The sequence below is a fragment of the Nocardia sp. NPDC052566 genome, assembly GCF_044547285.1.
Taxonomy (GTDB): domain Bacteria; phylum Actinomycetota; class Actinomycetes; order Mycobacteriales; family Mycobacteriaceae; genus Nocardia.
Genome location: NZ_JBIUAF010000001.1, coordinates 896,768 through 920,132 on the forward strand (window position 1 = coordinate 896,768; position 23,365 = coordinate 920,132).

The window sequence follows — 23,365 nt, forward strand, 5'->3', positions numbered from 1 at the left end:
GGCGCGTCGACGCATGTCAACTGGTCGGTGGACACCACGACCTGGCCGTCGACGCTATCGTCGGTGAATGGAGGCGGCGCGGTCAACCGAGCATGACCCGGGTTTGTTCCGCTCGGATCTGTGGTACCGGATGTGGGTCGGCTACGAGGCGCTCGGCTTCGCCGGCGCCGTCGCGGTGATCTTCCTGCTCGATCCGCGCTATCCCGGCCACCCGCTGGCCGCGACGCTGGTGCTGTCGGCAATGCTGGTGTGGGGGCGCAGCTTCGGCCGCGATTTCTACTATGCCCGTGAACTCGGCCGCCGCTCGGTGGTTTTCGTCTGCGTGGTGATCGGGCTGTTCACCCTCGCGGGCTGCCTGTCGAATCCGGCGATCGGCGCGCTGCTGATCGTCTACCCGCTGGTCCTCATGCCGGTGCCGCTGCGGGCTGGGGCGGTGGCCGCCGGGGTGGTCGGCGTCATCCCGGTCGCCGGGGTGCTCACGCTGGAGGGCATCCACGGGCCCGATGTCGCACTGGTGTCGATCATTTCGATCGCGGGCCTGCTGGTGAGCCTGGTCGTCGGCACCGCGTTCAACCTGGCGTTCGGGCGCTACGAGGACCTGGCGGAGGTGCTGGCGGAGCTGGAGCACAGCCGCGGTGAGGTGGCGCGGCTGTCCCACGACGCCGGCACCGCCGCCGAACGGGAGCGGCTGGCGCGGGAAATCCACGACACGCTGGCCCAGGGCTTCACCAGCATCGTCACCCTGGCACAGGCGGTAGAGGCGGAGGTCGCGAATCCCGCTGCGGTGCAGCGCTACATCGGGCTGATCGGCGCGACGGCGCAGGAGAATCTGGTCGAGGCGCGTGCCATGGTCGCGGCGCTGACGCCGTCGGCGCTGAACGACGGCTCGCTCGTCGAATCCATTCGCCGCCAGGGCGATCGGCTCAGCGAGGAGACCGGGATCGCGGTGACGGTGACGGCCGAATCGGGGCTGCCGCCGTTGAGCACCGCGAGCGAGGTGGCATTGCTGCGCGCCGCCCAGGAGGCGTTCGCCAATGTCCGCAAGCACGCGCGGGCCGACGCGGTCACCGTCGATGTCGGCGGGATGGCGGGCGGCGTGCGACTATCCGTGGCCGACAACGGGATCGGCTTCGATCCCGCGGTGGCGGCGGCCGGGTTCGGGTTGTCCGGCATGCGCCGCAGGGCCGAGCAGATCGGCGCGCTGATGACGGTGTCGAGCGCGGTCGGCGGCGGCACGACGGTGCGGATCGAGGTACCGGCGTGAGCGGTCAGGCCCGGAGGCGGCAGCGCAGCGTGACCACGCAGGGCCCCGCTCATGCCGAAAAGGACACAGCGTGATCGAGGTGCTGCTCGTCGACGACCACCCGGTGGTGCGTGAGGGTCTGCGCGGGATGCTGTCCGCCGAAACGGATCTCACGGTGGTCGGCGAGGCGGGCTGCGGCGCGGAGGCGGTGGCGCTGGCGATGCGGCTGTCCCCGCAGGTGGTGTTGATGGACCTGCGGATGCCCGATGTCGACGGCGTCACCGCCACCGCGCGGATACTGAAACATCGGCCGGAGACGAAGATTCTGATCGTCACGACCTACGACACCGACACCGATATCCTGCGCGCCGTCGAGGCGGGCGCCTCCGGATATCTGCTCAAGGACAGCTCGCGCGCCGTCTTCGCCGACGCCATCCGCGCGACGGCCTGCGGCGAGACCGTGCTCGCGCCGTCGGTGGCGGGCCGGTTGGCGCGGCGCGCGGGGCCGTCGGACCGAATCCAGTTGTCGGCAAGGGAGTTGGAGGTACTGGGCTGCGTCGCGAAGGGCCACACCAACGTGGACATCGGTGTGGCGCTGCACATCAGCGAGGCGACGGTCAAAACGCACCTGCAACGGGCCTTCGCGAAACTCGAAGTGTCCGACCGGACCGCGGCCGTCGCCACCGCCATGTCCCTCGGCCTGCTCAGCTAATTGCCCGCGCTGCCTTAGGGATTGACCTCGCTGGCTCCTGTGTGGCCGCATCACGTGCGACTATGACGAACAGATCTGTCCGCAAAGTGGTATACATGGGATGAGCGACACGCCGATTCGCCAACAGTAAGCTAACGAAATATACTGGTACACAACGCGATACGTGACTTGTGATCCGTACCGGCTTGCTCTGCCGTAACTTTGGGACAGCTCCTAATTTTGGGCAAAACTACTATGCCCCCGCTGTCTCAGGCGCTAATCTTCCGACACCCGGATTCGCCGCCGAACCGCAGGATTGCGGGGCCAACCCGGGCCTCGTATTTATGTGACACACCGTCTGCCGAGCCTGTGGTTGCCTGCTGACAACCCGTTCTCCCCGTCCACCGTGATCACACGCAAGAGGGTGCACTGCCATGGATTACTCCGCCCTACCGCCAGCACGCCAACCAAATTCCCGCCTGGCTGTGCGTCTGGAACACCTGGGCGACCAGGTGGCAGGCGCGCCCAGAGCACCGATCACCACGCAGGCCGTCGTCAACGGCCGCTCGCACAGCGCGATTCCCGCGACCAACGGGCACGCGCACACCGTCCCGCGTGTCGACCAGCTCGCGCTGGTCACCGAGCGACTGCGCGAAATCCTGGTCACCGGTGACGATTTCGACGATATCTACCACCATGTCCTCGCCGCGCCGGGTAAACGCGTGCGTGCGCGCCTCGTGCTGGCCTGCGCCCGCCTGCTGCCCGCGGCGGCGGCCGAGGCGGTGTCGCTGCGCGACGCCGTCGACATGGCATGCGCGATGGAGATGTTCCACGAGTCCTCGCTCGTGCACGACGACATCTGCGACGGCTCGCTCCTGCGGCGCGACGCGCCGTCGGTCGCGGCCGCGTTCGGCGTGCGTACCGCGGCCAGGGCCGGATTCCACTTGGCGGGCACCGCTTTACAGATCTGCGCGCGGGTATTGACCGACAACCCGGTGGTTTTCGCGCGGCTCGGTGAGGCGAAGGGAGTCACCTACCTGGACCGGCTCTCGGACCTGTCGTTCGGCCAGCTCATCGAGACGCTGCCGCCCGCCGTGGACGGCGACGCGCTGCGCCGCCACTACAAACTCGTCGTCGACGCGAAGACCGGCACACTGTTCCGGCTGGCATGCTCGTACGGCGGCTCGGCGGGTGCGGTGGACGACGATCGGCTGCGCGCGCTGATGGAGTACGCCGATCAGCTCGCCCTCGCCTTCCAGATCATGGACGACGTGCGCGATGTCGAGGGCGATCCCGGGCTCGGTAAGGAGGCCTGCGGCGATATCGACCGCAGGGTACCGACCTGGCCGGTGATCGAATGGCTGGCGCTGCGGCCGGACGCGCGCGAAATGTGGCTCTCCGATACGACTTCCAGTGCCGATCTGCAGGCCGATCTGGTCGAGAGCGGAGCGACGAAGGCGGCGCGCGCGGTCGCCGTCGAGGCCGTCGAGGCGGCATGCCGGGCGCTGGAGGTGTTTCCGGTCTCGCCGGCGCGGGAGGACCTGCGCGAGCTCACGGTGCAGGTGATCTCCCGATGACCGGCAACAGGCTGACCATCCTGGCCCGCGGGCTGCGGCACCTGCGCCGCGCACCCGATCTGGCCGCGCTGCGCGCCGCCCCGACACCGGAGCGGCTCGCCAGGCTCGCGCTGATCCCGGCGGCCCGAAACCTCGGCATCGCCATCGGTTTCCTGTCCGCGGACCTGCGGGCCGAGGCCACCGCGGCGCTGCTGGCCTGCCGCGTGCTCGACGCCTACGAGGATCTCCTCGATCGCTCCCAGGCGGGGGAGGCGGTGCTCAGCGCCGTCGGCTATCTGAACGGCGACACCGAGACACCGCCCCCGCCGCTGCACGCGGTCGCGGCCCGCGACAGCGAGGCCGTCGACCTGGTGCTCGCCGAGCGCATCGACGACGTCCGCGCCTTGCTGTCGGCACTGCCGCCCGAGCGCGGAGAAAGAGTCGGGCTGATGCTCGCCGATGTGGGCGCCGTGATGGCCCGCAATCTCGAATCCCCGTTGCCGCGTGGCACGTACAGCGAGGGTGTGCTCGGGCGGGTGGTGTACTACGCGTGCGAGGCGGTCGCCGTCGGCGAGAAGTTCACCGAGGTCGATCTGCGCGAGCTGGCCGGGTGCGTCGGCGTCACCACTCAGATGGCCAACGATCTGCGCGACGGCGAACTCGCGCTGTACGGCGCGGGGAACCGCGAGGAACTGACCCAGGCGGTGATGCTGCGGCTGCTCGCCCCGGCACTGGGCAGCATCTCCCTGCTGGCCTGGATGGGCCCACACACCGTGCACCGCGGCGCGCGAGTCGCCATGGCGTACATGACGATTACCACCACCGCCTTCCTGTGCGCGTCCGTCGGCGCGCCCGCGCCGTATCGGCGCAAGCTCGGCGCGGCGGTGCTCGCCGCGAGCTCGCCGACCAACTGGGCCGAGATGCTCGACCGGGTGCGGCGGTCCGCCGACGGCGCCATCCACCGCGTCCTCGATTCCTCGCCCGACCTCACCGCCGGTGCGACCGCGACATCGGGGGTGCTCGGCCTGGGCGACCCGCGCACGATGTCGCCGGAGGTGGGTCCGCTGATCGTGGACACCACCTTCACCCTGGTGCGCGAACTGCCGGAGGAACCGCTGACCGGCAAGCTGTCCGACTCCGAGATCCGCATCATGATGATCGCCGACCACCTGGCCTTCGGTGCCCTGGAACGGCTGCCACCGCGCGACGCCGACGTGATGCGGGCGCTCGCCACGAAATTCCAACTCGCCGCACTAGACACCTCGACCCCAGGAGAACGCCCATGAGCAATGGGTCAACCCATCCCAGCAAAGGAACGCCTTTAACAACCACTCGAGGAGTACGTCCATGACCACCGCGCCCATCCGCGCCGGCGACGGAACACCCGTCGCGGCAGAACCTTTCAGCCGCCGGGTGCTGAAGCTCGAGCATCCGGCGAATATCGGCCCGCTGATTCACGTCGGGGGCTGGGCGGTGATCCTGGCGTTCGCCGTGTTCGTGCCCGCCGCGACGAACTGGTATCTGGCGGTGCCGCTGATACTGCTGCTGACGCTGCTGGACTTCTCGCTCACCATCGGTGTGCTGCACATGCACACGCACCGTGCGCTTTTCGTGTCGAAGCCGATGAACCGGTTCGTCGACATCATGTGCTGTCTGCCCGCGACGCTGACGGCGGCGGAGATGCGCGAGGTGCACGTGCTCAACCATCACCGGTTCAACGACGGCCCCGGCGACGTCACGTCCACCGAGGGGCTGGACCGCGGATTCGGCGCGGTCTGGTACTGGATCAGGTACGGCACCGTCGTCAAGAAGCACACCGTGCGAATGATTTTCGCGGCCGATCCGTCGGAGGGCAGGCGCAAGCGGCGCTACCAGTTCATCCTCGACCTCACGCTGGCGCTGGTGCTGGCGGGGGCCATCTGGTACTTCGCGGGCTTCACCCGGTTCGCGCTGTTTTGGGGCATCCCGTTCCTGATCACCCAGCTGAACTCCGGCTACTTCGCCTGGCTGACCCACGCGCCCGCACGCGACTACCAGGACGATCCGAGCAAATCGCTGAATACGGCGGGCAATTGGCTCAACTTCTTCATCTTCAACCAGGGCTACCACAGCGTGCACCATCGCTACCCCGGCGTGCACTGGAGCCAGATCCCGGACAAGCTCGACTTCATGAAGCAGGTCGATCCCGGCGTCATCGTGCCCTACTGGATGACGATCAACTCGGCCTGGCGCCTGGTGGTACGCAACGGATTCCTCAACGCGTCCTACGGCGAGCGGTGGAAGGTCAAGCTGGACAAGCGAATGGAGGAGGGTAAGGTCCGTCCGCGGCTCCTGCCCTGGTTCGCATGGATCTGACCACCACGCAGCATCAGGTACGGGGTGTGCTGACCGACCGTCGCAGGCTCGTCCCGTTCCTGATCGCCTTCGCCGTCTACGGAGTGGCCGGGGTGACCGTGCCCCTGATGCTGCTGTTCGCCGGCGGCTGGTGGCTGCCGAAGACGGTCGACGACGGTCCACGCCTGTCGACCGTCCCCGCGGTCGCGATCGACGTGCTGCTGCTCGCGCTGTTCGGACTGCAGCACTCGGGGATGTCGCGGCCCTCCTACAAGGCGTTCGTCACCCGATTCGTGCCGGAGGCCTTGGAGCGCACGGTCTATATCGTGATGACCTGCCTGGCCATGTGGGTGTTGTGCCTGGGCTGGCAGCCGCTGCCGTATCGGATCTGGTCTGCCGAAGGCACGCTCGGCACGGTGCTCGACGCCGGATTCTGGCTCGGCTTCGTGGTGGTCTACGCGGCGACGTTGCTGCTCAACCACTTTCATTTGCTCGGGCTGAGCCAGGCCTACCGCCGGTACGTCACCCAGGTGCCCGACGCGACGTCGGACCGGCTTCAGGTGCACGGGCTCTACCGCGTGGTGCGCCATCCGCTGATGACCGGGCTGCTGCTCAGCTTCTGGTGCGCGAGCACGCTCACGGCCGGACATCTGTTGTGGGCGGCGGGATTGACCGGGTACATCCTGATCGGCACCTACATGGAGGAGCGCGATCTCATCGCCCGGTTCGGCGCGGCCTACCGCGCCTATGCCGCGCAGGTGCCCGCCTTCTTCCCGTCACCGCTGAGCACCGCGGCGCGTGCCCGCCTGCGGCGCGCGGCGCGCAGGCAGTAGCGATCCCGCGCGGCCACCGCCGCTCGCGCGGGATACTCGACGTGCTGGTGGTGGTCGAGTTCCCTTGTTGCCCAACTCCCTACCCGTGCTCACGCGCGGGGCGGCCCGGTTCGAGCTTGGAGATGAATCGACGTGAACAGCCATCGTGCCGGTGTCGTCTGCGGTACCGGTCGCGCACACGGCAAGGCGATCCTGCTCGGCGAGCACACCGTTGTCCACGGCACTCCCGCCATCGCGTTTCCCCTGCCGACGCTCGCGGTGCACGCGGTCGCCCAACCGGGCGGTTCGGGAGCGTCGACCGGAGTTCCGCAGGCGGGCAGGCAGTTCCGGTTCGTGGCCGGCGCCGATCGTGTACCGGACGATCCGTCGTCCGGTCCGCGGGTCGCGGTCGAAGAAGCGTTGCGGCGGTGGGAGATCCGCGAGAGGGTCGAGGTGGTGCTGGACTGCGACCTGCCGCCCGCCCGCGGCCTCGGTTCCAGCGCCGCCTGTGCGGGCGCCGCGGTGCGCGCGGTCGCCGATCTCTACGACAGGACCGTCGGCACCGCGGCGCTGTACGAATTGGTGCAGTGCGGTGAGCAATTCGCGCACGGCAGGGCCAGCGGTGTCGACGCGAGCACCGCGCTGGCGACCGGGCCGATCTGGTTCCACGCGGGCACCGCTCGCCCGCTGGCCGTCGGGCTCGACGCCGCGCTGGTGATCGCCGATACCGGCGCGGCCAGCGCAACCCAGCCGGCGGTGGCCGCCGTGCGCGAGCAGCTGGCTCGCGATCCCCAAGGCGCTCAGCGGATTCTGCACCATGCCGAGGAGCTGATCGAGTCCGCCGCGGCGGACCTGGCGGCCGGGCTCGCCGCACCGCTCGGCCGCACACTGCTCGAATTCCAGGATCTGCTGCGGGAACTCGGCGTCAGCACGCCCGAGATCGACGCACTCGTCACGGCGGCGCTGCACGCCGGGGCGTACGGCGCGAAACTCACCGGCGCCGGCCGCGGCGGCTGCGTGCTCGCCCTCACCGAACCGGGCAGTGCCGCGGCCAGGGTGAGCGCCGCGCTGCGGCGCGCGGGTGCGGTGCAGACCTGGATCGTCCCGACCCATGGCATGCCGTCATGACACCGTCCGCCAGCCGATCCGAGAACGGAACCCTGTACACCGCAATGACATCCACAGCCGCAGCGACAGCAGTCGACCCGATCGCCGAGCGCGCGGCGGTGGCCGTCGCGCATCCGAACATCGCCCTGGTGAAGTACTGGGGCAAACGCGACGAGGCGATGTTCCTGCCCGTCACGGGCAGTCTGTCGATGACCCTCGATATCTACCCGACCACCACGACGGTGCGCTTGATCGAGGGCTCGGCCGATACCGTCGTTCTCAACGGCCACACCGCGATCGGGCAGGCGCACACCAGGGTGGTGCGATTCCTCGACATGATCCGTGCGCGGGCGGGTCGCGCGGAGCACGCGCTGGTCGACTCCACCAACGCCGGACCGACCGGCGCCGGACTCGCGTCCTCGGCAAGCGGTTTCGCCGCACTGGCCACCGCGGCGGCGGCCGTCTACGGGCTCGACGCGGACGCACGCACGCTGTCGCGACTGGCCCGGCGCGGCTCCGGCTCGGCCAGCCGGTCCATCTTCGGCGGATTCGCGGTGTGGCATGCGGGGGAGGGCGACGGCGAGGCGGGTGATCTGAGCTCCTACGCGGAAGCGATCGAGGGCGACGCGCTCGACCCCGCCCTGGTCGTCGCCGTCGTCGACCACGGCGCGAAGGCGGTGTCGAGCCGGGAGGCCATGAGACGGACCTGCGCCACCTCACCGCTGTATCGGCCGTGGGCCGACTCGTCCGCGGCCGACCTCGACGAGATGCGCAAAGCCATCGCGCGCAACGATCTTCCGGCGGTCGGCGAGATCGCCGAGCGCAACGCGCTCGGCATGCATGCCAGCATGCTGGCGGCCAGGCCGGCGATCCGGTACCTGTCGCCGCAGTCGATCGCGGTACTCGATCGGGTGCTCGCCCTGCGCGCCGAGGGTGTCGCCGCCTACGCGACCATCGACGCCGGGCCGAACGTCACCGTGCTGTGCGCACGCGCCGACGCGCAGCGGGTGGCGGCGGCGCTCGTCGAGCTCGGTGACTTCGTCGCGCCGACGGTGGCCCATCTCGGGCCGGGCGCGGCGCTGGTGACGGGCCGCGAACGATGATCACCTGCCGTGCTCCGGGAAAGCTGTTCATCGCGGGCGAATACGCCGTGGTCGAGCCGGGGCATCACGCGGTGCTCGCGGCGGTCGACCGCTACGTGACCGCGACGGTGACCGCGGCGGCCGAGACGACGCTGCACGCGGATCTCGAAGGCGGCGTGACGCTTTCGTGCCGGCGCTCCGGCGACCGGCTGATCCCGTCGGGTGCGGGCGTGCCCGCGGCCTTCGACTATCTCTTCGCGGCCGCCGTGACCGTCGACCGGCTGCTCGCCGAGCGCGGTATCGCGCACCGGCCCCATCGACTGAGCATCGGCAGCGAGCTCGCCGACGCCGACGGCAGGAAGTTCGGCCTCGGCGCCAGCGCGGCCGTCACCGTCGCGGCCGTCGCGGCGCTGGCGACGTTCTACGGGCTGGAGCTCGGCCTGATGGACCGGTACCGGCTGGCGATGCTCGCCACCGTCTCGGTCAACCCGCGCGCCTCCGGCGGCGACGTGGCGGCAAGCACCTGGGGCGGCTGGATCGCCTATGCGTCACCCGACCGGCGCCTGGTCGCCGAGCTCGCGGCCGCCGAGGGGATCGACGCCGCGCTGTCGGCGTCGTGGCCCGGGCTGTCGGTGCGGTCGCTGCCCGCGCCGACCGGGCTCGCGATGCGGGTCGGCTGGACCGGAAAGCCCGCGTCGACACCGGAACTGGTGGCGGGACTGCGGGACAGGCGCGGCAGGATCGGCGAGCACACCGCGTTCCTCGCGCACAGCGACGACTGCGTGCGGCGGCTCGTCAGCGCGTTCGACGCCGACGACTCGGCCGGAATCGGCGCCGAGATACACTGCGCCCGAACACTTCTCACCGACCTCGACGCGGCGGCCGGTTTGGGCATCATGACACCGGGCCTGCTCGCGCTGTGCGCGGCGGGCGACGCGGTCGGTGCCGCCGCCAAACCGTCGGGCGCCGGCGGCGGCGACTGCGGTATCGCGCTCATCGATCGCACCCGCGATACGGCCATCGCCGAACTCACCGACCGCTGGGTCGGCGCGGGTATCCGGCCGCTGCCGTTGCGTATCCATCCATTCGAACCGGAAAGAAGGAGCCACCCTTGAACGACACGTCGTATGCGGCTGTCCCGCTGCAGTGGGTCGGTCCTCTGCGCGTCACCGGCAATACCGTCGACGACCTCGTCGAAGTGCCCTTGGCCACCTACGAATCGCCACTGTGGCCCTCGGTCCGGCGCGGCGCGCGGATGTCGACGCTGACCGAACACGGGATCGTGGCCACCCTCGTCGACGATCGGATGACCCGCTCGATCCTGCTCGAGGCCGACGACGCGCACACCGCGTACACCACGGTCGGAAGGCTCAAAGAGCAATTCACCCAACTACAGGAGGTCGCCGCGGGCAGCAGCCGCTACGGCAGGCTCATCGACCTGCACCACCAGATCACCGGGAATCTGCTGTTCCTGCGTTTCGAATTCAGCACCGGCGACGCGTCCGGCCACAACATGGCCACGCTCGCCGCGGACCACCTGATGGACCATATCCTCGCGACACTGCCCGGGCTGCGCTACGTGTCGATCTCCGGCAACTACTGCACGGACAAGAAGGCGACCGCGGTCAACGGGATACTCGGCCGCGGCAAGAACGTCATCACCGAACTGCTCATCCCGCGCGACCTGGTGGCAGCCAGGCTGCACACCACCGCGCGGGACGTGGTCGAGCTGAACATACGCAAGAACCTGATCGGCACGTTGCTGGCGGGCGGAATTCGTTCCGCCAACGCGCATTACGCCAACATGCTGCTGGCCTTCTACCTCGCCACCGGGCAGGATGCCGCGAACATCGTCGAAGGCTCGCAGGGCATCACCCATGCCGAGGACCGCGACGGCGACCTCTACTTCTCGTGCACACTGCCCAATCTCATCGTCGGCACGGTCGGCAACGGCAAACACCAGGACTTCGTCGAGGAGAACCTCACCCGCCTCGGCTGCCGCGAAGCGCGCGAGCCGGGCGAGAACGCCCGCAGGCTCGCTGTTCTCGCCGCGGCCACCGTGCTGTGCGGCGAGCTGTCGCTGATGGCGGCACAGACCAATCGCGGCGAATTGATGCGCGCCCATACCCAATTCGAGCGGCCAACCACCAGCAACGGAGTACAGCAATGACCACACTGCCGATCGGCATACACGATCTTTCCTTCGCCACCACGCATTACGCCCTCGACCACGCGGTGCTCGCCGGTCGTCTCGGCGTCGACCCGGACAAGTTCTATATCGGGATCGGCCAGGAGAAGATGAGCGTCGCGGCCGCCGACGAGGACATCGTCACCATCGCCGCGGCCGCCGCCCAGCCCATCCTGGACCGGCACGGCGTCGACAACATCCGCACCGTGCTGCTGGCCACCGAGAGCGGCGTCGATCAGTCCAAAGCCGCTGGGCTGTACCTGCATCCGCTGATCGGCCTGCCCAACACCGCGCGCGTGGTCGAACTCAAGCAGGCCTGCTACAGCGGTACGGCCGGGCTGCAGTTCGCGGCCGGGCTCATCGCGCTCGACCCGACCCAGCGCGTGCTGGTCATCGCGACCGATATCGCCAAGTACGAACTCGACAGCCCCGGCGAGCCGACCCAGGGCGCGGCGGCGGTCGCGATGCTGGTCAGCGCGAATCCGGCCATCCTGCGACTGGATCCGTACTCCGGGCTCTACAGCGCCGACATCATGGACTTCTGGCGCCCGAACTACCGCACCGCGGCGGTGGTGGACGGCAAGACCTCGGTGAACGCCTACCAGAAGGCGACCGAGGAGGCATGGACCGATTACCGGCGCCGCGGCGGTCGCGATCTCGGGGAGTTCGCCGCGTTCTGCTACCACCAGCCCTTCACCAAGATGGCATACAAGGCGCATCGCCATCTGCTGGAAAGCCAAGGCCACACCGCGGATACCGCGGAGATCGCCGCCGCGATCCACCACACCACCCACTACAACCGCACGGTCGGCAACAGCTACACCGCCTCGCTCTACCTCGGTCTGGCCTCGCTGCTCGACCACGCCGACGACCTCACCGATCGGCCGCTCGCGCTGATCAGCTACGGATCCGGCAGCGTTGCCGAATTCTTCAGCGGCACAGTGCAACCCGGCTACCGCGAGCACCTGCGAACCGATGCCAACCGGCAGGCGATCGGTACCCGCGCCACCCTCGGCTACGACCGCTACCGCGCACTGCACGAAGCCGAATCTCCCGCCGACGGCATGTATCACGCCACCGTCGAGGAGACCGCCCGGCCGTTCCGGCTGGCCGCGATCTCCGGCCACAAGCGCATCTACGAATCCCGATGAGGACGCCATGAGCCAGCAAGAAACCAACACGCCTGCCAGCGAGACGGCTCCGCGCCACACCCACGTCCTCATCGTCGGCAGCGGCCTGGCCGGACTCGGCACGGCCGTGCGCCTGCACCAGCAGGGCTGCACCGATTTCCTGGTGCTCGAACGCGGCAGCGACGTCGGCGGCACCTGGCGCGACAACACCTATCCCGGTGCGGCCTGCGACGTGCCGTCGCACCTGTACTCGTACTCGTTCGCGCTGAATCCCGAATGGTCGCGGTCGTTTTCGCCGCAGGCGGAGATCCAGCAGTATATCCGCGGCATCGCCGAGAAGTATCAGGTGCGCGACCGGCACATCTTCGACTGCGAGATGACCGGCGGCGGCTGGAACGATGTCGAGGGCGTCTGGGAGGTCGACACCAACCAGGGCCGGTTCACCGCCGACGTGGTGGTCTCCGCGGTGGGGGTGCTCTGCGAGCCGAGCCTGCCGGATATCAAGGGAATCAACACCTTCGAGGGGAAGATCTTCCATTCCGCGCGCTGGGATCACGACAGCGATCTGACGGGTAAGCGGGTCGCCGTCATCGGCACCGGCGCCTCGGCGATCCAGATCGTGCCGTCCATCGCGCCCGAGGCCGAGCACGTCGACGTGTACCAGCGCAGCGCGCCGTGGGTGCTGCCGCATCTGAGCCGGCCGTACCTGGGGGTCGAGCGCTTCGCCTTCAAGCACATTCCCGGGTTGCAGCGACTGCTGCGCGGGCTGATCTACGCCAACCGTGAGCTTTTCGTCATCGCGCAGTCCAAATACCCACGGGCGGCGGCGCTTTTCGAGTTCATCGCGCGGGTGAAGATGTTCCTGGAGATCCGCGATCCCGCGCTGCGCAAGAAGGTGACACCCGACTACCGCCTCGGCTGCAAGCGCATGCTGATCTCGAACGACTACTACCCGGCGCTCGGCCGCGACGACGTCGATCTGGTCACCGACGGCATCAAGGAGATCCGCGGGCGGTCGATCGTGTCGGCGGACGGGACCGAACGTGAGGTCGACGCCATCGTGCTGTGCACCGGCTTCCGCGTCACCAACTCGCCGACGTGGGAGATATTCCGGGGCAGGGACGGGCGCACGCTGTCGGAGATGTTCGACGCCGAGGGCATCAGCGCGTACAAGGGCACGGTCGTCGCGAACTTCCCGAACGCGTTCGTGATACTCGGCCCCAACTCCGGGCTGAACTACACCTCGCTGATCTACATCATCGAATCCCAGATCAACTACATCGCCGACGCGGTGGCGACCATGGCGAAGAAGAACCTGCGCACGTTCGAGGTGCGCAAGGACGTCCAGGCCGACTACAACACCGCACTGGCGAAGAAGATGGCGGGCAGCGTCTGGCTCACCGGCGGCTGCACCAGCTGGTTCCTCGACAAGAACGGCGACAACGCGACGCTGTGGCCCGATTTCAGCTTCCTGTTCCGGCGGCGGCTGCGCACCTTCGACCTCGAGGCCTACGACACCACGACGCGCGCGGCGTGAGAGATCATGAGCGACAGGGGGAATGACGCTGTGCTACGTCATGTACACGTGCTGATCACCGGTGGCGGATTCGCCGGGCTCGGGCTGGCGATCCGGCTGAAGCAGCAGGGGGACACCGACTTTCTCGTGCTCGAGCAGGGCGACGACGTCGGTGGCACCTGGCGCGACAATACGTACCCTGGTGCGGCGTGCGATGTGCCGTCGCAGCTCTACTCGTATTCGTTCGCGCTGAATCCCGAATGGACGCGGTCGTTCTCGACGCAGCCGCAGATCCAGCGCTATATCCGGGACGTGGCCGAACGGTACGGGGTGCGGGATAAGTTCGTCTTCGGCTGCGAGGTGACCGGCGCGCGCTGGGATGCCGAGGCCGCCCACTGGGAGGTCGAGACCAGCCGGGGGCGCTTCACCGCCGATATCGCGATCTCGGCCGCCGGGCCGCTGAGTCAGCCGAAGCTGCCCGATATCAAGGGGATTCACGCCTATCAGGGGGAGATCTTCCACTCCGCGCGCTGGGATCACGACGCCGATCTGACGGGCAAGCGGGTCGCGGTGATCGGCACCGGCGCCTCGGGCATTCAAATCGTGCCTGCCATCGCGCCGGAAGTGGCTCAGGTACAGGTATATCAGCGCACCGCGCCGTGGGTGCTACCGCGGGTGACCCACGCGTACACCCTGCTGGAACGGCTCGCGTTCAAACATATTCCGGGCCTGCAGCGGCTGGTGCGCGCGCTGATCTACGCCAACCGTGAGCTTTTCGTCATCGCGCAGTCGAAATACACACCCGCGGTCGCGCTGTTCGAGTTCATCGCGCGGGTGAAGATGTGGCTGGAGATCCGCGATCCGGCGCTGCGGAAGCAGGTGACACCGGACTATCGCCTGGGCTGCAAGCGCATGCTGATCTCCAACGACTACTACCCGGCGCTGACCCGCGACAATGTCGAGTTGATCACCGACGGTATCGAGGAGATCCGGGAGAGGTCGATCGTCGCCGCCGACGGCACCGAACGCGAGGTCGACGCCATCGTCCTGGCCACCGGCTTCCGTATCGCCGACTCGCCGACCTTCGATCTGTACAGCGGCAAGGACGGGCGCACGCTGTCGGAGGTGTTCGACGCCGAAGGCCTTCAGGTCTACAAGGGTTCGACCGTCGCGGGCTTCCCGAACGCGTTCGTGATGCTCGGCGCCAACTCCGCATTGAGCTACACCTCGGCGATCTACACCATCGAATCCCAGATCAACTACGTGGCCGACGCGGTCGCCACGATGGCGAAACGCGGCCTGCGCACGGTCGAGGTCCGCGCGGACGCGCAGCTCGCCTACAACCGGGAACTCCAGGAGAAGTTCGTCGGCAGCGTCTGGCTGACCGGCGGCTGCACCAGCTGGTTCCTGGACAAGCGCGGCACGAATGTCGCGCTGTGGCCCGACTTCAGCTTCCGCTTCCGGCGCATGCTGAAGACGTTCGACGTGGATGCCTACGACACCACGCCACGCGAGGCCGCCTGAGCTCCGCGGCGCCGCATGATCATCGGCACGCCGCTCTGCGGGCGCAGGGTCAGGGTGTACTCGGGCACGATGCGGGCGCCGGGCGCCAGATCGAAGGTGTAGCGCTGGGTGAGCATGGCGAGGATGAGCTTGGCCTGGATGCGGGCGAAGCCGAGGCCGATGCACTGGCGCTGGCCCGCGCCGAACGGGAGGTATGAATAACGCGGGCGCGCAACCGGACTCGCGCCATCGGCGGCGGGGAAGACGAATTGCCGGTGCTCGGGCAGGAACCGGCGTGGATCGAAGCCCTCCGGATTCGGCCACGACTTCTGGTCGTGGTGCAGCAGATACGACGCGACGTACACCGTCGACCCGGCCGGTACGGCGTAGCCGCCGAGCACATCGTCGGCCACGGCCTGACGTTCGATCAGCCACGACGGCGGATACAGCCGCATCGACTCCTCGATAACGGCCGTGGTCCACGGCAACTCGTCGAGATCGGCCGGTGTGGGTTGCCGGTCGCCGAGCACGGCGTCGATCTCGGCCACCAGCTTCTCGCGTGCCTCGGGGTGCTGGGACAGCAGCAGCAATGTCCACGCCAGGGAATACGCCGTGGTGTCGTGCCCGACGAGCAGGAAGGTGACCAGCTCGTCGCGGACCTGACGCGGGCTCATCGCCGCGGCGCCCGCCTCGTCGCGCGCGTCGAGGAGCAACCCGAGCAGGTCGTGCTTGTCGGGCTGGGGATGCTGCTGGCGTTCCCGGATCAGCCGGGCGACAACATCATCGAGCACCGCGACCGCCGCGTCCAGCCTGCGCCAGCGCGGGGCCTGCATGCGCAGGGCGAGGTCGGGGGAGACGCCGGGAATGCGGGTGGGCAGCCAGGTCAGCAGCGAGGTCATGGCCTTGCCGACGCAGCGCAGGATTTCGACGAGCGCCTCGTGCACGTGCGCGGCGTCGTCGGACAGGTCGCAGCCGAACAGCGCCTGGCCGGTGACGTCCAGCGTCAACGCGTTGATCTCGGCGGAGATCTCCGACCGTGCGCCATCGGGCCTGGCGTCCCAGCGGGTGAGCCTGCGCCGCGCCGCGGTGATCATGTTCTCGGCGAACCGGTCCAGCTGGCGCCGGGCGAACAGCGGCTGGATGGTCCTGCGCTGCCTGGTCCAGGATTCGCCGTCGTTGGTGAGCAGTCCGTTGCCGAGCGCCATGGCCGCCACCTTGGCATTGAGCGTCTTGCCGTAATTGTGCTGCCGCGCCACGAATACCTGTTCCACCATTTCGGGATCATTGACGACGAAAAATGTTTGTCCCGAAATGTCGATGCGGACGATATCGCCATATTTATCGACGAGATCCTGAAATGCGCGACAGGGATCGCGGCGAATGCCGGACATCACGCGGAGAGAATCCCGACCGGTTGGGCCCGGCGCTTGCCTCGGTTGGATTACGGTGTCGGCGAGGGTGGTATTTTCGGTCACGATCGTTTCCTAGCTGTCCCGTGGTGCGTGCGCCGCGGCCATGGCCACTGCCGACCTGCGGCGTCGACGTATCCGATCGAGCGTAACCGCGCGTTCCGGTGATCGTCTCGGATTCGCCGATCGGATACATCCGCGCACCGCGACTACCGAGCGATCTGAAAATGTTCTGAATGTTGTCTGAAATTTGTCTGAAACTACTCTGAAAATTGATTCTGCCATGTTCGGCGTATCGGCCATGTCGGATTCGTTGCACTTCTGACACACTGGTCCGTGTGCGCATCGGCGACCGCACCGGGCCGGGCCGCCGAGAGAGGATGGCGATGGAAGCAATCGAGCAATTCCTGAAAGAGCATTCGATAACCACGGTCGAGCTTGCCACTCCGGATATGGCGGGCGCAATACGTGGAAAAAGAATTCCGGTGCAATCGTTTCTGGCCAATGGTTTATCGGGTGCGGTCGGCATGTCGTCCGCGGTGCTGGCCTGGGACTACCGGATGGAGGTCATCGAGACCGCCGATTACAGCTGGTCCAACGGCTATCCGGATATCTTCCTCCGCCCCGATATCGGGACGGTGCGGCTGGTGCCGTGGAAGCCGAACACCGCGCTGGTCTTCTGTGATGTCGTCGACGGATCGGGAAGTCCGGTGTCGATTTCACCGCGCGGTGTGCTGCGCCGGGCGGTCGCCGAGCTCGAACAGCTCGGCTTGTCGCCGTATATCGCGATGGAGACCGAGTTCTACGCGCTGGACGCGGAGTCGCTGCTTTCGCACAATGACCGGAATCCGGTCTACAGTCTGCACGACAATTCCTATCTGGAACCCTATCTCGACGAGATCTGCGCGATGCTGCTGCGCGCCGAGGTGGAGGTCGAGGCCTGCGGCGCGGAATACGCGCCGGGGCAGGTCGAGATCAACCTCACCCCGTCGGATCCGCTCACCGCCGCCGATGGACTGCTCTTTTTCCGCTATGCGGTCAAGCAGCTGGCGCAGCGGCACGGATTCCGGGCGACCTTCATGGCCAAGCCGTTCGGCGAGCTTTCCGGCAGCGGCCTGCATATTCATCAGAGCATGTGGCGCAAAGAAGGCGACAACGCCTTCTGGGACGCGATCCAGGGCGGGCTGAGCGGCATCGGGCGCAATTATGTGGCCGGGCTGCTCAAGCATGCGGCCGACGTGCAGCTGGTGGCCGTGCCGACGCCCAACGGCTATAAGCGGGTCGCGGATCATTCGTTCGCACCGACCAATCTGTCCTGGGGCGTGGACAACAGATGTACCGCGGTCCGCGTCCTGGTCCGCGACGCGGACGGCACCAGGGTGGAGAGCCGGATCGCCGCGGCCGACGCCAATCCGTATCTGCTCGCCGCCACCCAATTGATGGCCGGTGCGGCGGGTATCAGCGAGAATCTGACGCCCGGTCCGCCCGCGGGCGACGCCTATATCGCGGCGGAGTATCCGGCGCTGCCGACGAATATCTGGCAGGCGGCGGCGTTGTTCGGCGCGAGCGAGTTCGCCGCGCGGGCGTTGGGTAAGGAGACGGTCGAGAACCTGTGCCGCGTGGCGTCGAGCGAGGCCGCGGCGAGTCAGCGGGAAGTCACCGAATGGGAGCGGAGCCGATACCTGGATTCGGTGTAGTCACGGCAATCCGAAGGTCGATCGGCAGGGATAGGAGAGATATTCGTGTGCGGAGTGGTCGGATTCATCGGCAGTGGTGCACGTAAGGATCAACGGCTCGAGCTGGTGCGGCGCGGTATCCGCGCGATCGCCCATCGCGGCCCCGACGAGGTAGGACTCTACGACAGCGACGCATTCACCCTGGGCACCGTCCGGCTCTCGGTCATCGACCCGAGGCTCGGCCAGCAGCCCATGGTGACGCCGGATCATCGATACATCGCCGGATTCAACGGCGAGGTGTTCAACTACCTCGAGCTGCGTAGTGAGCTGGAGGGCAAGGGGATTCGCTTCACGACGAACTCCGATACCGAGGTGCTGCTGCAGTCACTCGCCCACTGGGGCCTCGACGCGCTGTCGCGGATGAACGGGCAGTACGGCTTCGTGTTCTACGACAAGTGGGAGAAGGTGCTGATCCTCGGCCGCGATCGCTTCGGCGAGCGGCCGATGTTGTACACCGAGCGCGACGGGACGTTCTTCTTCTCCTCGGAGATCAAGGGGCTGTTCGCCTTTCCCCAGGTGACTCGGGAACTCGCGCCGGAGAAGGTACGCCGCGCGATGCGTTATTGGAGCCCGGTGCCTGGCGAGACCTGTTTCACCGGTATCGAATCCATCCCGCCGGGGCACATCCTGGTGGTGCGCGACGGTCGCGCAGAGCTGTCGAAGTACTACCACGGCATCGCCAGGCAGTCCGCGGGTCCGGTCCCGAAGTCTTTCGAGGAGGCCAAGACCGGGCTGCGTGAGGTGATCCGTGAGTCGATCAGGCTGCGCCTGCGCACCGACTATCCGTTGGGCACCTATATCAGCGGTGGCATCGATTCGGCGGTCGTCGCCACCGAGATGAGTGAGCTGCTCGGCGAGCCGCTCACCACCTTCTCCCTCGATGTCGAGGACAGTCCGGTGGACGAGTCGCCGTTCCAGCAGGCCATGGTGGATCGGCTCGGCAGCAACCACACGCGGATACCGGTGTCGCGCAAGCAGATCCGCGAGCGGTTCCCGCATGTAGTTCGTCAGTGCGAACAGCCGGTGCACTTCACCGCGCCGGTGGCCTACGGCGTACTCGCCGAGCACGTCGGCTTGTCCGGCGTGCGGGTCATCCTCGGCGGTGAGGGTTCGGACGAGCTGCTGGCCGGGTACGACATCGCCAAAGAGGCGGCGATCATCGAACGGTGTTTGGCCCGTGGCTCTTTCGCCGGTGCGGTCGACGAGTTGGCGCCGACGCTGATCGATACCCGCCACACCGATCCGTCGGCGGCCGACCGGATTCTCCAGTTCTACACTGACCGGCCGGATCTCGACTTCGCGCTCGGCGCCCATCTGCGCCGCTTCGACACCGAACCGGTCGACGAGCTCATCGACGCGGCGGGTGGCAGGGACGACGACCATGCCGTGCTGCTGCGCCGATTGCGCGCGGACTTCCCCGATTTCGATCGGCGCTCCGCCATCGATCGCTCGATGCTGATCGATATGCACACCTTCCTGATCGGCTACGGGATGACCTGCCTGGGCGACCGCGCCGGAACGGGATTCGGGGTGGAGGGCCGCTATCCGTTCATGGATCGGCACATCGTCGAATACGCCGCGGCGCTGCCGATCGAATGGAAGTTGCGCGGCACGCGGGAGAAGCACATTCTGCGCGAGGCGTACGCCGACCGCCTGCCGCGCGAGATCGTCGACCGGCCCAAGTTCGGCATGCGCGTGCCCGGCGCCGAAGCGCTGGCGCCGGATGGCGACGACTGGGTGTCGGATGTGTTGCGCCCCTCCGCCGTTCGCCGGGTCGGCTTCCTGTCGCCCGCCGCGGTGGACCGGCTCGTCGAGCGGGTGACGGCGACGGAAGCGGGAAGGGTGCCATACCCCTACAACCATTCCTATGTGCATCTGCTCAGCCTGCTGCTGATGGACGAGTTCCTGGTCAACGGTTTCCGGGTGCCCGAGGTCGATATCGACCGAATCATGATGCGCAGCATCGACGGCGACCACGACCCGGTCGGCGCGGCCGCGGGCTGATCGATGTTCGCCGAAGATCTGGAGAGAGGAACCACCATGCGCCAGGTCGACCTTGTCGACGATGTAGGTGAGGTCGGGACAGCGGTCCTGGAAACCCTTGCCGCCCATATCGCCACCGTACGGACCGGGGCAGGCGAGGTGGTCTCCTCGGCCGATATCGATGCGGTCGCCAAGCGGCTGGAGCTGCGGCGCTGGGTCGAGGAGGGCGGGATGACGCTGCCCGAGCTGCTGTCGTTCGTCACCACCTACAGCGATATCTCGGCCAGCCATCACCACCCGGGGTACATGGCCCATCAGATCGCGCCCTCCGATACGCCCGGTGTGGTCGCCGATCTACTGCAGGCGGTGACCAACAACATTCCGCTGGTGTACGAGCTGGCACCGGCCGCGGCGGCCGTCGACCGCGCGGTGTGCCACTGGATGCTCGACCATGTCGGCTGGGGCGAAACCGGCACCGGCGCAATGACGAACGGCGGCACGCTCGGCAACTTGACCGCGCTGCTCGCCGCCCGCTCGCACGCCGACGCCACCGCGTGGCGCGACGGGAACGCGCACGACCTCGTCGTGCTCGCCCCGGCTACGAGCCACTACTCGGTGCGCAAGGCGGCGGCGGTGATGGGTCTGGGGGAGCGCGGCGTGCACCCGTTGCCCACCGACGCACTGGGCCGGATCGATCCGGCCGAGCTGGCGCCGACTCTGGCCGAGGTGCGTGCCGCGGGCAAGCGCCCGATCGCCGTGGTGGCCAACGGTTGTGCGACCGGCACGGGCCTGTACGACCCGATGGCCGAGGTCGCGGATTTCTGCGCCGCGGACGACCTGTGGTTCCATCTCGACGGCGCGCACGGTGCGTCCGCACTGCTCTCGCCACGGTTGCGCGGCCTGCTCGCCGGGATCGAGCGCGCGGATTCCACCGTGTGGGACGGCCACAAGATGCTGCGTGCCTCGGCGCTGTGCACCGGCGTGCTGTTCCGCGAGCGGCATTATCTCGACACCCTGTTCAAACAGGACGCGAGCTATCTGTACCGGCCGGAGAACGAGGACGTGGACCCCGGCCAGTTCACCTTCGAAACCTCCAAGGCGCCACTGGGTCTCAAGATCCTGCTGACGCTGGCCTACCGTGGCGAGGCCGCTATGCGCGCCTATGTCGAACGCCAATACGATCTTGCCGCTCACCTGTGGGAGCTGATCCAGGAGCGGCCCGATTTCACCGCGCCCTATGCGCCGCAGAGCAATATCCTCTGCTTCCGCTACGAACCGTGGGCGGACCGCCAGCTCGAGCTGCGCTCCCGGCTGATTCAGGACGGCCGCTTCTTCCTCTCCTCATTCCAATTGGGCGGCAGCCCCTACCTGCGTGCCTCGCTCATGTCGCCGAACACCGATCGGGACACACTGCGCGAGCTGCTCGACGTGATCGTCGAGGTGGCCGAAATGTAGGTAATATTCCCGTAAATTGGCTGCATATAGGGTGGTGAAGTCAGGCCTCAGCGTATAAGCTCTGGGTGTCAGGAAGAATTTCGCAGCGCACTCTCTGGGAATTGGACCGTACTGCGGCCAAGAATCCGACGGAGGGCTGGAGTGCAGCTGATCAGCTGTGGTTACAGGCCTTACTGTGCATTGTCATGTGCACCATTGGGGTTTCCGCCGAGTGCATCGCGAATTCCCCCATGGGTACGTACTTTTGTGCGGAGGCGTAATGACAGCTCCGATACCGCGGCTGAGCGCGCGGGAGAATCTGGTCGGCCTGAAGGAAATGCGGCGCGATCAAATCGATTTCATCGTCCGTTCCGTGCGCGATCACGGCGACATATTCCAGATGCGCCTCGGTGGGCTGCCCGCGGTGATGGTCAACCATCCCGACTACGTGCAGCGCGTCCTGGTCGACAACCACCAGAACTACAACAAGGACAACTTCCTCTACCGCGCGACGCGCACGGTGCTGCGCGAAGGACTGCTCGCCAACAAAGGCGGCGAGGAGTGGCGGCTGCACCGCAGGATCATGCAGCCGACCTTCAGCCACTCGAACGTCGCCAAGTTCACCGAGGGCATCAGTGAGCTGACCGGTGTCCTGCTGCGCCAGTGGGAGACCAACGCCCGCGACGGCACCGTCGTCGAGGTCACCAGCGACGTCGCGGGCCTGGCGCTGCGCATCGTGCTGCGCGTGCTGTTCGGCCTCGACGCGGACGATCGCGGGCGCAAGTTCGAGCGGGACTTCCTCGAGGTGAACGCCATCATCGGCAACTTCTTCCGCTTCCCGTTCCCGCCGCTGTCGTGGAAGTCGCCCTCGCGCAACAGGCTTCGCGTCCTGCTCGCCGAGATGGACGCCTTCATCGAATATCTCATCGCCGCGCGGCTGAAACAGGACAGCGACCAGACCGATCTGTTCACGCTGCTGCTGCACGCGCGCGACGCCGAGACCGGCGCCGCGCTCACCCACGCCCAGCTGGCCAACGAGATCCTGTCCATGATCATCGGCGGGTACGAGACGACGAGCAATTCCATCGCCTGGATCTTCTACCAGCTCGCCGAGCGCCCCGAGATGCAGCAGCGGGTGCACGACGAGGTCGACGGCGTCCTCGACGGGCGGGTGCCCGCCTTCGCGGATCTGGCGAACCTGCCGTACACGCGCATGGTGATCGACGAGACGTTGCGGCTTTTCACCCCCGGCTGGCAGACCATGCGCCGCGCCGCCGCCGCCGACGTCATCGGTGACTATCGAATTCCCAAGGGCACCAACATTTATCTGAACCTGTTCACCTTCCACCGGCACCCCGACTTCTGGCCCGATCCGCTGCGGTTCGATCCGGAACGGTTCAGCGCGGCGGAGATCGCCAAGCGCCCGCGCAACGTGTACCTGCCGTTCCTCAGCGGGCCGCGCCACTGCATCGGCAAACACTTCGCCCTGGCCGAGCTGCACGTCATCACGACCATGCTCGCCCAGACCTTCCACGTCACCCGGCCCGCCGGCCTGCCGCCCGTCGGCTTCGAGCCGCTGCTGACGCTGCACCCCAAGGGCGGCATCCAGCTGCGGCTGCGACGCCGCTGAAGCTCGAAAGA

At 67.5% G+C, this 23,365-nt stretch carries 18 protein-coding genes; 17 read left to right on the plus strand and 1 reads right to left on the minus strand.

From position 1 onward, the window contains the following. Nucleotides 1–67 precede the first annotated feature (67 nt). The 13 genes from ACIG5A_RS03840 (at nucleotide 68) to ACIG5A_RS03900 (ending at nucleotide 15,183) form a co-directional block, all read left to right on the plus strand. Nucleotides 68–1,264 (plus strand): sensor histidine kinase, encoded by a 1,197-nt coding sequence (locus ACIG5A_RS03840; protein WP_397237383.1) that lies wholly within the window; start codon nucleotides 68–70, stop codon nucleotides 1,262–1,264. 70 nt (nucleotides 1,265–1,334) lie between these two features. Then, nucleotides 1,335–1,955, plus strand: coding sequence for a response regulator (locus tag ACIG5A_RS03845; RefSeq protein WP_397237385.1), 621 nt, complete (start codon nucleotides 1,335–1,337; stop codon nucleotides 1,953–1,955). A 464-nt stretch (nucleotides 1,956–2,419) separates the two neighbouring features. Next, the gene (locus ACIG5A_RS03850) at nucleotides 2,420–3,511 is read left to right on the plus strand and encodes a polyprenyl synthetase family protein (RefSeq protein ID WP_397237387.1); all 1,092 of its coding nucleotides are present in this window, start codon (nucleotides 2,420–2,422) and stop codon (nucleotides 3,509–3,511) included. Further along, the gene (locus tag ACIG5A_RS03855) at nucleotides 3,508–4,776 is read left to right on the plus strand and encodes a hypothetical protein (protein ID WP_397237389.1); all 1,269 of its coding nucleotides are present in this window, start codon (nucleotides 3,508–3,510) and stop codon (nucleotides 4,774–4,776) included. The genes ACIG5A_RS03850 and ACIG5A_RS03855 overlap by 4 nt, the downstream gene beginning before the upstream one ends. Before the next feature lie 61 nt (nucleotides 4,777–4,837). Then, entirely contained in the window at nucleotides 4,838–5,845 is a 1,008-nt protein-coding gene (locus tag ACIG5A_RS03860) for a fatty acid desaturase (protein ID WP_397237391.1), read from the plus strand. Continuing rightward, nucleotides 5,836–6,657 carry a methyltransferase family protein gene (locus tag ACIG5A_RS03865; protein ID WP_397237393.1) on the plus strand — a complete coding sequence of 274 codons (822 nt, stop codon included), beginning with the start codon at nucleotides 5,836–5,838 and terminating at the stop codon, nucleotides 6,655–6,657. Before ACIG5A_RS03860 ends, ACIG5A_RS03865 begins: the two co-directional genes overlap by 10 nt. 132 nt (nucleotides 6,658–6,789) lie before the next feature. Then, complete coding sequence (gene mvk, locus ACIG5A_RS03870; protein WP_397237395.1) at nucleotides 6,790–7,764, plus strand: mevalonate kinase; 975 nt, start codon at nucleotides 6,790–6,792, stop codon at nucleotides 7,762–7,764. A gap of 44 nt (nucleotides 7,765–7,808) precedes the next feature. Continuing rightward, nucleotides 7,809–8,846 carry a diphosphomevalonate decarboxylase gene (gene mvaD / locus ACIG5A_RS03875; protein WP_397237397.1) on the plus strand — a complete coding sequence of 346 codons (1,038 nt, stop codon included), beginning with the start codon at nucleotides 7,809–7,811 and terminating at the stop codon, nucleotides 8,844–8,846. After that, on the plus strand, nucleotides 8,843–9,940 hold the full coding sequence (locus ACIG5A_RS03880) for a phosphomevalonate kinase (protein ID WP_397237399.1): 1,098 nt from the start codon (nucleotides 8,843–8,845) through the stop codon (nucleotides 9,938–9,940). The genes mvaD and ACIG5A_RS03880 overlap by 4 nt, the downstream gene beginning before the upstream one ends. After that, nucleotides 9,937–10,995 carry a hydroxymethylglutaryl-CoA reductase gene (locus tag ACIG5A_RS03885; RefSeq protein ID WP_397237401.1) on the plus strand — a complete coding sequence of 353 codons (1,059 nt, stop codon included), beginning with the start codon at nucleotides 9,937–9,939 and terminating at the stop codon, nucleotides 10,993–10,995. The genes ACIG5A_RS03880 and ACIG5A_RS03885 overlap by 4 nt, the downstream gene beginning before the upstream one ends. Beyond that, nucleotides 10,992–12,164 carry a hydroxymethylglutaryl-CoA synthase gene (locus ACIG5A_RS03890; RefSeq protein WP_397237403.1) on the plus strand — a complete coding sequence of 391 codons (1,173 nt, stop codon included), beginning with the start codon at nucleotides 10,992–10,994 and terminating at the stop codon, nucleotides 12,162–12,164. Before ACIG5A_RS03885 ends, ACIG5A_RS03890 begins: the two co-directional genes overlap by 4 nt. 7 nt (nucleotides 12,165–12,171) lie before the next feature. Beyond that, entirely contained in the window at nucleotides 12,172–13,680 is a 1,509-nt protein-coding gene (locus ACIG5A_RS03895) for a flavin-containing monooxygenase (protein ID WP_397237405.1), read from the plus strand. 6 nt (nucleotides 13,681–13,686) lie between these two features. Beyond that, a complete protein-coding gene (locus ACIG5A_RS03900; protein ID WP_397237407.1) occupies nucleotides 13,687–15,183 on the plus strand; it encodes a flavin-containing monooxygenase in 1,497 nt (498 codons plus the stop codon). Here ACIG5A_RS03900 and ACIG5A_RS03905 read toward each other — a convergent pair. Continuing rightward, on the minus strand, nucleotides 15,153–16,553 hold the full coding sequence (locus tag ACIG5A_RS03905) for a cytochrome P450 (protein ID WP_397238797.1): 1,401 nt from the start codon (nucleotides 16,551–16,553) through the stop codon (nucleotides 15,153–15,155). The two genes, ACIG5A_RS03900 and ACIG5A_RS03905, sit on opposite strands and share 31 nt — an antisense overlap. A 404-nt stretch (nucleotides 16,554–16,957) precedes the next feature. On the opposite strand from ACIG5A_RS03905, the gene ACIG5A_RS03910 reads away from it, so the two are divergent. The 4 genes from ACIG5A_RS03910 to ACIG5A_RS03925 all read left to right on the plus strand — a co-directional run bounded on the left by ACIG5A_RS03910 (nucleotide 16,958) and on the right by ACIG5A_RS03925 (nucleotide 23,354). Continuing rightward, nucleotides 16,958–18,268 carry a glutamine synthetase family protein gene (locus ACIG5A_RS03910; protein WP_397237409.1) on the plus strand — a complete coding sequence of 437 codons (1,311 nt, stop codon included), beginning with the start codon at nucleotides 16,958–16,960 and terminating at the stop codon, nucleotides 18,266–18,268. Nucleotides 18,269–18,313: 45 nt separating this feature from the next. Beyond that, complete coding sequence (gene asnB / locus ACIG5A_RS03915; protein WP_397237411.1) at nucleotides 18,314–20,311, plus strand: asparagine synthase (glutamine-hydrolyzing); 1,998 nt, start codon at nucleotides 18,314–18,316, stop codon at nucleotides 20,309–20,311. Between the two features lie 36 nt (nucleotides 20,312–20,347). Then, on the plus strand, nucleotides 20,348–21,745 hold the full coding sequence (locus tag ACIG5A_RS03920) for a pyridoxal phosphate-dependent decarboxylase family protein (RefSeq protein ID WP_397237413.1): 1,398 nt from the start codon (nucleotides 20,348–20,350) through the stop codon (nucleotides 21,743–21,745). A gap of 259 nt (nucleotides 21,746–22,004) precedes the next feature. Beyond that, nucleotides 22,005–23,354, plus strand: a complete 1,350-nt coding sequence (locus ACIG5A_RS03925) for a cytochrome P450 (RefSeq protein WP_397237415.1) — start codon at nucleotides 22,005–22,007, stop codon at nucleotides 23,352–23,354. Nucleotides 23,355–23,365: the final 11 nt, after the last annotated feature.